The organism is Streptomyces sp. NPDC001880 (genome assembly GCF_053594575.1).
This window is the reverse complement of the sequence record NZ_JBSFET010000149.1, coordinates 1-8,911: the sequence shown is the minus strand read 5'-3', so window position 1 is coordinate 8,911 and position 8,911 is coordinate 1. Positions and strand designations below refer to the sequence as shown.

Below are 8,911 nucleotides of genomic sequence, written 5' to 3'. Positions count from 1 at the left end.
TTCAGCGAGGACAAGGAACACGCCTTCCAGTATGGCTACGCCTACAAGCGGTTGTGCTCGCTGACCGGCTCGTTCCTGGACAACAACTGTTTTACACCGCACCGGGGTGACTGGCTGTCGGTGGTCGACGAGGGCCTGAAGGCTCTGGGCGTCACTGCCGTTTCTGTCGAGGACTTCAGCCACAACGGCCTTCCTGATCCTTTGCCGTACACATACATACCGGGCTGCGGCGAGTGGACGCCCAATCACATTGCGCAGGCGCTGGAGCAGTTCGAGGACACCAAGCGGGCGGTCGACGAGTCGGGCCAGGCGCCGCCGCTGGAGCCTGAGGTCGTGGAGGCTGTCATGCAGTGTCTCGGCTGGATGCGGCACGCGGTGGGACGGCCGGGCTTTGGCGTTATCGGCTTCCGGTCCTGACGTCGCGACAGCGAACGGCCCCCGGAATTCGCCGCATGCCTCCGGGGGCCGTTCGCTCTGTGTAGGGGGCCGGTAAGAACTCTGTCACCAGCCGCAATCGGCGGTGATCAGCCCTTGGGGAAGTCCGGTCATGCTGGTCGCCTCGTCGAGTGCGAGGCGACCGCCCTTTAGGGCGTGTTGCGAAAGTGGATCTTGTCATGAAACCCTCGTGGGCGCCTCAGCACTTCAGGCCGTTGCGCACCGGCGGCCGTGCGTCCGCCGGTGCTGCGAACGCGCCGAGAACCTCTAAGCGGATAGCCGACATATCCCGCAGCCTTCTACTCAACTTTGACTAAAGTGCCGGTATGGGTGAGAAAACCATTCCGATCCTGCCGTGCCGGACCATCCAGCCCGTTCTCGACTTCTATACGGCCCTTGGGTTCGAGGTGGCCTTCCAGGAGAAGAGCCCCAATCCGTACGTGGCCGTCCAGCGCGGCGGCATACAGCTCCACTTCTTCGGGATGAAGCAGTACGAGCCGGCCGAGTCGTTCAGTACGTGCATCGTCCAGACCGATGACGTCGACGGGCTCCACGAGATCTTTCGGGCCAGGCTGAAGGCGGCGTACGGGAGAGTACCGAACCGCGGGCTGCCGCGAATCGGGCCGCTGAAGAACACGTCACACGGCGTGCGGCAGTTCCTCATGACCGATCCGGGAGGCAACTGCATCCGCATTGGGCAGAAGACGAGCGGCGACCAGCATCACCGGCCCGCCCCCAAGGAGACCTTCGCCCGGGCCCTGCACCACGCATCCCTCCTCGCGGACTCCAAGGAAGACCCGGCGGGCGCCGCGAAGATCATCGACTGGGCGCTGCACCTTCAGGACGAGCGGCCCACGCCTGTGCAACTGCTTCGTCTTCTCGTGCTGCGTGCGGACGTCGCCGCTCGCCTCGGCGAGCAAGATACCGCGACGTCCGCGCTCACCGCGGCCACCGCAGTCCACCTCACCGCTGAGGAACAGGAGTTCGTACACGACGACCTCGGGCGCCTCACGCAGCTGCTGGGCTGAGGGTCAAAGCGCTGGTCACAGCCACTCGCCACGAGATACGGGACGAGGACATCGCCCGGCTCTCCCCGCTCAAGCACCGCAACCTGAACCTGCTCGGCCGCTACAGCTTCACCGCCTCCACCCCGGCCGCCAGCGTCCTGCGCCCGCTGCGCGACCCGGAGGCGTCGGAGCCGGACGAAGACGACGACGGCGGGCAGGAGTGAGTATCAGGAGCCGATCGGATCAATCCGTGACGGGCAGGCACTCGGCGAGCAGAGCGACGACGTCACGCCAGGCTCGCTGTGCGTGCCGTGGGTGGTAGCCGACGCCGGAACGCACGGTGTGGTCGACCGGTGGATGGTGGAAGGCGTGAAGGGCTCCCCCGTAAACCACGAGGCGCCAGTCGACGCCCGCAGCCTCCATCTCTGCGGTGAACGCCTCCCGTTGCGCGGGCGGCATGATCGGGTCTTCCGACCCGACCCCGGCCCATACCGGGCAGCGAATGCGCGCCGCCTCGCCCGGTCGGCCCGTGGTAGTTGCGTTGACTGTCCCGATCGCGCGCAGATCGACACCATCGCGACCGAGTTCCAGTGCGACTGCACCCCCGGTGCCGTAGCCGACGGCGGCTATCCGATCGGGGTCGGTCCGCGGTTCGGTGCGCAACACGTCGAGCGCCGCATGGCCGATGCCTCTCATCCGGTCGGGGTCGGCGAGCAGCGGCAGGCAACGGGCCAGCATCTCCTCGGGGTCCCCCAAATAGCGCCCACCGTGAAGGTCGAAGGCCAGCACTACATATCCCAGCTCGGCGAGAGCATCGGCCCTGCGGCGCTCGACGTCGCTGAGCCCCGTGCCCTCTGGTCCGAGCAGCACCGCGGGCCGGCGGTCGACACCGGCCGGGAGCGCGAGGTGCCCGATCATCGTCAAACCGTCGGCCGGATACTCGACTGTACGCGTCGTAATCGTTGTCATGAGTCTGGACGGTAATGACCGTTGCGCCCGCTCGGGGTGGTGTTCACCGATGGCAGACAGCAGTCTGTCCCGACTACAACACCCGGACGCGTCGCCCTCCTGTCGGCAAACGATGGAACCCTCAAGTGATCAACGCACCACCCACAGATGATCATGTGATCGTGGAGGCACAGGTGCGTGACTACGGGTTTTCGCCAGCTCAGCAGGATGAGATTTGGAGACGCTGGCGCGAGGGGCAGCCGTTCAGCTTGATCGGACGGGCACTCGGGGCACCGATGCAGCGGGCCCGTCGCTTCCTGTACCAGAGCGGCGGCGTCCGCCTCACCCCGCAGAAGCGGTCAGAGCGGCATCTGAGCGGCAGCGAGCGTGAGGAGATGGCCCCGGAGTCCTAGCCCAGACACCAGCCGCAAAGTAGCCGGGTGATCACTTGGTCACCGCCGTGGCGGTCTGCTCGTCGTGTTCGCGGAGCATCCGCATGACGGTGGCGGGTGAGGGGTGCTGGCCCTTCTTCGCGCCGGTGGTGATGACGAGCCGCTTGGCGATGTCGCGCAGGCTCATCTCCTGGTCGCGCAGGTGGAGGGCCATAGACAGCATGGAGTCATCGGTGACGCCCGCGCCGCCGATGGTCTTGCCGCGCTTGCGGGCGGACTCGTGGCCTTCGAGGGTGCGGTCGCGGATGTACTCACGCTCCATGCCGGACATGGCCGCGAGCACGGTGAACACGATCCCGGACGGATCGTGCGAGCCCTTCAGCTCCCCGGTGAGGAACTCCAGCCCGATGTCGCTCGCTTTCAGCTCTTCGGCGAGCATGGCGAGTTCAATGCCGCGGCCGAGCCGCTTGTGCTCGTGGACGACGAGGGTCACCGCGACACCGGAGGAGCGGATCTCCCCGGCGAGCTTGACGGCGGCCTCCAGCTCGGGGCGCTTGGTGGCGCGGGTGGAGATCTTCTCCGAGAAGACCCGGGAGACCCCGGCTTCGACGAGGGAGTCGAGCTGTGCGTCGAGGGACTGCCGGGCAGTTGAGGCGCGGGCGTATCCGAGACGGACGTGCCCGGCCGGTTCGGCGCCGGCGCTGACGGGGTGGGGCAGCTCGGTCCACGCCGACCCCGGCTTGCGGACGGCGGGGGTCGGCACGCTAAGCGTCTTGGCGAGTTGGGGCACGAGGCGGAAGCGGGCTGTGTGGTACTGGATGGCCACCTTGCCCTTGCCGGTCCGGCACGGGGAGCCCGCAGGGGCGGCGCAGGTGGACATCGGGCAGTCGTGCGATTCCACGCGCTTGAAGTCGTCGCTCACGACCCGGAGCGTTTCATGAGGGTGTTTCAGGCGTCTAGTTGTTTGCAACAACTCATGAAACATGATCGCCGCAGGTGGACTCTCGGGAGGGCGGGTGTTTCACGAGCGACCACTCATGAAACAGCCCGGGACTCACTTGACTGTCTGGCCTCCAGGTTCAGGTCGGTGGAACGCCAGTCGGTGAAGGGCGTGCACCGGGATCAGCGACGCCAGGAAGTCGACGAACAGCTCCAGTTCGTCCAGCAGGCTCGGCTCCTCCAGGCACACCACGATGCGCGACCCGTCACCGCTGTCGTTCACCGCTCCGGCGGAGATTCCCCAGCGCGTCCACATCGGGTGCGCCTGCATCCGCTGGATGTTGGCGACTGGCATGGCGAAGTCGTGCCACGTGCCGAGCTGCTCCGCCGTCAGGGTGCCGGTGTACAGCGCGTGGGCCAGCCTCGCGGAGTGCACGGCGGCAAGCTGAACGCGCCGGACCTGCGGGACAAGGCGGCATGCCCGGAGCAACAGGCCTTCAGGCGTGGATCGGACGAGGTCGCACTGGTCGCGGAACGTTGGCGCGGCAAGCAGCCGTCGGCGGGCGTCGGCTCTGATGTTCGCCTCAAGGTCGGGCGGCAGGGCTCCGACCGGGACGCCGCTCAGGCGGGACACGTTCTCTTTCAGAAGCTCCACCATGCCGTCGACCACGATCTCCAGGTCGTCTGTGTCGATCTCCTCGTCGGAGTCCCGGTAGAACAAGGCCACCGTTTCAGGCGAGTACGGCGACTCTTCCCGGACCGGGCCCATCTCGACGTTCTCGAGGTTCCAGGTGCGCCCCGACCGCCGGGCTTTCCGTTCAGCGGCGCCCAGCCGGGCCATCGCGGCTTCTTTCGGTGAATCGGCCCGCACGTCCATGCCCAGACGCCGGCGCCCCGCTGCCAGGTTCTCGAGGACAGCTTCGCGAAGGAGAGCTACATCCGGTTCGGACAGCGTGGCGATCAACGAGATCGGGCCCATCGTCAAGGTGCCCTGCCGCGCGTGATCGATGAGCACCCGCGCCCGTTCGACGATCTCTTCGCTGAGCGCCGACTTGCTGCCTCCGCCCCCGGCGTACGCCCTGGGGAGTCTCGGCAGGAAGCCTCGCTTCTGCCACCGCTCGATCTGCGCCTGAGACGCCCCAGACAGTTCCATCAGCTCGCGCATTGCCGTGCTCGTGGTCCTCGCCATGGGCTGAGCGTAGAACCTCGCGATCTTCCGGGATCGCCCTGCTGGTGGCCGCGCTGGTGACATGACGTCGCGCCATTCGGTGCAGACGGACCGCCAGTTCGGGCGGACATAGCGAGGAGAACGTCGTGACCATCCAGATCGCGCCGCTGGCGGCCCTGCTCATCGTCGTGGGCTACGTCGTCGGCTTGGCGGTCTTCAAGTACACCGCCCGGGCGCACGGCGCCTCCGGCCGTGGGGACCTGGTGGCGTCGATCGCCTCGGGGGCCACCGTCGCGACGCTCCTCGCGCTGCTGCTCAATCCCGGCTTCGGGCAGCCGGCGGCGCCTGCCTCGCCGACGACAAACCCGGCTTCGACTACGTCCCCTCGGTAGGCACGAACCATGATCCGCCCGGTGTCTCTTTACTCGATCGGTCGGCGGCGTCCGCCGGGGTGCGGGGCCGGGGAACAGCGGCAGTCGGCTCCAGGTCGAGGCGCTTGCTCATGTCGAGACGGAAGGTGCCGTACGGGTTGATGTTCGACCAGAACAGGGCGGTCAGGCCGCGCCGGTCCTCGTCGCTGAGCCTCTTGGCCCACTCCGGTTCGGCGAGGACCTGCTTGCACCAGCATGGTGTTGATGTGTTCTCTGAACTTCGAGGTGGGCCCGCAGTACGGCGTCTGATCGGCCAGCGGCAGGTCAGGGCAGGAGTTGGCGAGCCTCGGCCCAGAGGAGAAGTTGATCTCGTATTGGGCCGGGCCGCAGGCGGTTCATGAGCCTTTCAAGATGGGCTGTCAGGTTCTTGTGCCGCCGTAGCTCGCGGATCTGCTCGATGGGGAGCTCACGCCAACTGCTGGTAAGAGCACGGGCCTGTGGCAGTGTGAGAGCCAGCGCGTCGAGCGTGTCGGACGCCAGCCTCTCGGGGCTCCAATCGGGATCCTTGTCGTCGGGACCGAGGTGGTCGATGACCCACATTCGGAGCATGAAGTCCTGTTGGACCTCGCGCGATGGACTACCGGGATCGTCACCGGGCATGCGCCGGTTCGCCAGCAGTGACAGCTTGGCCCACTGCCGTCGGACTTCCTGCGGCTGCTCGGAGTCGTAGTAAGCGTGTTGCTGCGCGACGATACGTACTGCTTCAAGCTGCCGGCGGTCAGCGTCCGTGGTGAACGCCTGAAGGCGCTCGATCGGCCACGTGCTGAGTCCGAGCTCCGGTTCTTCGTGATCTGTGCCGGTGCTCAATGATCTTCGCTCCTGGTCCTTGGCATGCCGAGACTGACGGTTGTTCTTCGGCAGGAACGACGGTCGATCTGGGTGAGCTTATCCGCGGCGCCGGCGAGGCTGACCTTCAGTCCTTCGACCTCGCCGAGCCAGCCCTCCTTCTCGGCTTCGGCGATCCGGTCGAGCAGGTTGTCGCGGATGGCCACGATGCGGCGGCGCTGGTCGGGGTCGGGCCGCACAGCCTGCATCGCAGACAGCTTTATTCGAACTAGTCCAGACGGCCTGGCGGGGTCGGATCGCAGTCGAGTTACTCAAAGTAGTGGGCAACAATCTCGGCGCCAGCGAGCATTGGGCGTGTCGCGCCGCCGTCTCCGGCCTGCCTGGTCGCCCTTCAACGGGCGTCCGGAGACGGGGGAGAATGCAGCACATGGATGACGCGTTCACACTCCTTCGGCAGGCCGTCGATCTGCTGCCGCAGGACGCAGCGGCAGAGAACGGACAGACGGTCGGGGATGTGCGCGAGGACATCGTGCGCCAGGAGTGGGAGATGGTGCTCTGCGTTCTCATCGAGATCGGGGATGTCCATCCCGTGTCCGTTGACTTCTGGGAACTCCTCGCGGAGGCCGCTCGCCAGATGATGCTCGACCGCAGCCGGCGTTGGTGCGAGTGGCGGGGCTGGGAAGTTCGACACGGCACCGTCCGGGCGACCCTGAGCCTGGTGGGTGCGGAGGAGGGCCGACGCCGGACTGCCTTTGCCGCAGACGGGCGGCTCCGGCCGATGTGGGACATTGGCAACCGCACCGCTGGCGGGGAGCGAGAACTGAACATCGCCCGGTTGTGGGTGGAGCATGCGCAGGAGCTCGGCCCGGGAGAAACCGCCGACGTTCGGCTGGCTCCTCTGAGCCCCGAGCAGTGGAGGCACCTGAAGTGCGGCGATGTGATCACCATGTACGAAGCCCGACCTGTTTCCGGAACGGCCACCGTGATCGAGGTCCTGCCGCCGCGCGCCTGAGCTCATCTCGCGTCAGGCGGGCTCCGGCTGCAGCCAGGTGATCTTCGAAAACTGTCCGAGCTCAGATGGCGGGACCAGTACTGTTCCAACGTGATGAAGCCGGATGGGATGAAGCTGGGGATTGAAGCAGCGCGCCTTCTCGCCGTTGCGGACTGCTGCGAGATAGCGCCGGGGCTGAGCGAGATCGAGCTCCAGCGTATTGAGCGGGAGTACGGCATCGAGTTTGCCGACGACCACCGGGCTTTCCTGTCGTCGGGCTTGCCGGTCAGTCAGCCGCCCGAAGAGGGGGACACGTGGGAGAACCCGTGGCCGGACTGGCGCAACGGCGACCCCAAAGGACTCCGAGAGCGGCTTGAGTGGCCCGTGGAGGGCGTTGCCCTGTCGGTCCGACGCGGCTACTGGCATCCGAGCTGGGGGCAACGGCCGGAGGATGCCGACGAGGCCCTTCAGCAAGCTCAGGCGCTGCTTGCCCGGGTCCCCAAGCTCGTTCCCATCTACGGGCATCGGTTTCTGCCTGGTGGCCATGGCTCCTACGGTCACCCGGTTCTCTCAGTGTGGGGCACCGACATCATTTGTTACGGCACTGACCTGGTCGACTACGTCAACCACGAGTTCGACGATTTCGACGCCCACACCCCCGACGACTGGCGCCCGCAGGCGACCGTCTCGTTCTGGCGGGATTTCCTACCCGCGACTTGATCTCGCGGCGGCAACCGTCCCTAATGCGCGGTCGACTCACAAGGGGCCTGCCGCGGTTGGTGGGGTTTCGGGCTCGGCGCTACTTCGTCCGGCGTTCCGGCGGAAGTCGGGCATGCCCAGGTGGACGGTGGACGGTTGCGCTGCACGCTCGCGCATGGCCTCCAGCTTCTGCGCGGCGGCGGCCATGGTGGTCTCGATGGCGGCGACCTCACCGAGCCAGCCCTGGTCCCGGGCCTCCTGGAGGCGGTCGACGAGGTTGGCGTGGATCTCCTGGAGACGTGGCATCTGGGCCGGGTCCACGAGAAGTAGGGGACATCTGACGCAGGCGTTTTCATGCTGGCACGGGGTCGCGTAGTCGCGGCCGCAGGTCCCCAGGGCGACCTTGTGGAGTTCGAAGTGGGCCAGGAACTCGTTCCACTCGGTGGCGGTGAGCTCGCGGTACTCTTCGCTGGGCCGCTCGGTTCTGCGGCGGGCGATGAAGGCCCGGTGATGGGAGATCACGTCCTCCGGGTAGATCGCGGCATAGCCCATGGTCGTGTCCAGAGCGGCGTGGCCGCAGATCTTCGCGGCGATGTGCGGCGGCAGTCCGGAGCGGATGGCGTCGGTCACGAAGATCCTTCTGAAATCGTGGGGGCGCCATTCGAGCGGATCGCCGGCCACGGTGATCCGGGCGGACTGTGAGGTCGCGACCAGGCACTCGCGGATGTAGCTGCGGGTCAGCGGCCGGTCCTCGGTGCCGTACCGGCGTTGGAACAGGAACGGCATGGGCGGGCTCCAGGTCTGCTCGAACACGTCGTAGGCCGACACCAGCGGCAGGGCGGCGTTCCCGGCCCGGACCCGGAAGATCACTGCGGTCAGCACCTCCGCCAGCTCCGGGGAGACCAGCAGCAGGCGCTCCGCATCGGTCTTGGACGCGGCGACCTGCAGCATCGGCACCACCTCGCCGGTGGTGGGCAGAGTGTAGGCGATGAAGCTGTGGTGGGTGAGCTCCAGCATCTCTGTCGGCGTACGGACTTTCCTCCCCAGTTGCGTACGGGCGAACGTCCCCAGCTGTCAGGCCACGTCGTTCTCTCGCTCGATGGCCTTGAGGCGGT

Annotated in this window: 11 protein-coding genes and 2 pseudogenes; 7 read left to right on the top strand and 6 right to left on the bottom strand. The window is 66.9% G+C overall.

What is annotated here, in order from left to right:
* The 3 genes and pseudogenes from ACWCQ6_RS34375 to ACWCQ6_RS34365 all read left to right on the top strand — a co-directional run.
* Positions 1–417, top strand: a 417-nt coding sequence (locus tag ACWCQ6_RS34375; protein ID WP_451096012.1) for a DUF7691 family protein, incomplete at its 5' end; no start/stop codon positions are given.
* Positions 418–761: 344 nt separating this feature from the next.
* Entirely contained in the window at positions 762–1,463 is a 702-nt protein-coding gene (locus ACWCQ6_RS34370; RefSeq protein WP_451096010.1) for a bleomycin resistance protein, read from the top strand.
* A gap of 20 nt (positions 1,464–1,483) precedes the next feature.
* Positions 1,484–1,666 (top strand): annotated as a pseudogene (locus ACWCQ6_RS34365) (hypothetical protein); the annotation flags it as partial.
* 19 nt (positions 1,667–1,685) lie between these two features.
* On the opposite strand, the gene ACWCQ6_RS34360 reads toward ACWCQ6_RS34365, so the two are convergent.
* Positions 1,686–2,411 carry a dienelactone hydrolase family protein gene (locus ACWCQ6_RS34360; RefSeq protein ID WP_451096008.1) on the bottom strand — a complete coding sequence of 242 codons (726 nt, stop codon included), beginning with the start codon at positions 2,409–2,411 and terminating at the stop codon, positions 1,686–1,688.
* Positions 2,412–2,584: 173 nt separating this feature from the next.
* Here ACWCQ6_RS34360 and ACWCQ6_RS34355 point away from each other — a divergent pair.
* A pseudogene (locus ACWCQ6_RS34355) lies at positions 2,585–2,788 on the top strand (IS30 family transposase); the annotation flags it as partial.
* Between the two features lie 46 nt (positions 2,789–2,834).
* Here the strand turns inward: ACWCQ6_RS34355 and ACWCQ6_RS34350 are convergent.
* Complete coding sequence (locus ACWCQ6_RS34350) at positions 2,835–3,704, bottom strand: recombinase family protein (protein ID WP_451096006.1); 870 nt, start codon at positions 3,702–3,704, stop codon at positions 2,835–2,837.
* A gap of 132 nt (positions 3,705–3,836) precedes the next feature.
* Entirely contained in the window at positions 3,837–4,910 is a 1,074-nt protein-coding gene (locus ACWCQ6_RS34345) for a hypothetical protein (RefSeq protein WP_451096004.1), read from the bottom strand.
* Between the two features lie 125 nt (positions 4,911–5,035).
* On the opposite strand from ACWCQ6_RS34345, the gene ACWCQ6_RS34340 reads away from it, so the two are divergent.
* Positions 5,036–5,281 carry a hypothetical protein gene (locus ACWCQ6_RS34340; protein ID WP_451096002.1) on the top strand — a complete coding sequence of 82 codons (246 nt, stop codon included), beginning with the start codon at positions 5,036–5,038 and terminating at the stop codon, positions 5,279–5,281.
* 303 nt (positions 5,282–5,584) lie between these two features.
* On the opposite strand, the gene ACWCQ6_RS34335 is transcribed toward ACWCQ6_RS34340, so the two are convergent.
* Complete coding sequence (locus ACWCQ6_RS34335; RefSeq protein WP_451096000.1) at positions 5,585–6,127, bottom strand: hypothetical protein; 543 nt, start codon at positions 6,125–6,127, stop codon at positions 5,585–5,587.
* Positions 6,124–6,354 (bottom strand): hypothetical protein, encoded by a 231-nt coding sequence (locus tag ACWCQ6_RS34330; RefSeq protein WP_451095998.1) that lies wholly within the window; start codon positions 6,352–6,354, stop codon positions 6,124–6,126. The genes ACWCQ6_RS34335 and ACWCQ6_RS34330 overlap by 4 nt, the downstream gene beginning before the upstream one ends.
* A gap of 170 nt (positions 6,355–6,524) precedes the next feature.
* Here ACWCQ6_RS34330 and ACWCQ6_RS34325 point away from each other — a divergent pair, with 170 nt between their 5' ends.
* A complete protein-coding gene (locus ACWCQ6_RS34325) occupies positions 6,525–7,118 on the top strand; it encodes a hypothetical protein (RefSeq protein ID WP_451096016.1) in 594 nt (197 codons plus the stop codon).
* Positions 7,119–7,211: 93 nt separating this feature from the next.
* The gene (locus tag ACWCQ6_RS34320; RefSeq protein ID WP_451096014.1) at positions 7,212–7,817 is read left to right on the top strand and encodes a hypothetical protein; all 606 of its coding nucleotides are present in this window, start codon (positions 7,212–7,214) and stop codon (positions 7,815–7,817) included.
* Between the two features lie 36 nt (positions 7,818–7,853).
* Here ACWCQ6_RS34320 and ACWCQ6_RS34315 read toward each other — a convergent pair whose 3' ends face one another.
* Entirely contained in the window at positions 7,854–8,813 is a 960-nt protein-coding gene (locus ACWCQ6_RS34315) for a tyrosine-type recombinase/integrase (protein WP_451095996.1), read from the bottom strand.
* Between the last annotated feature and the right edge of the window lie 98 nt (positions 8,814–8,911).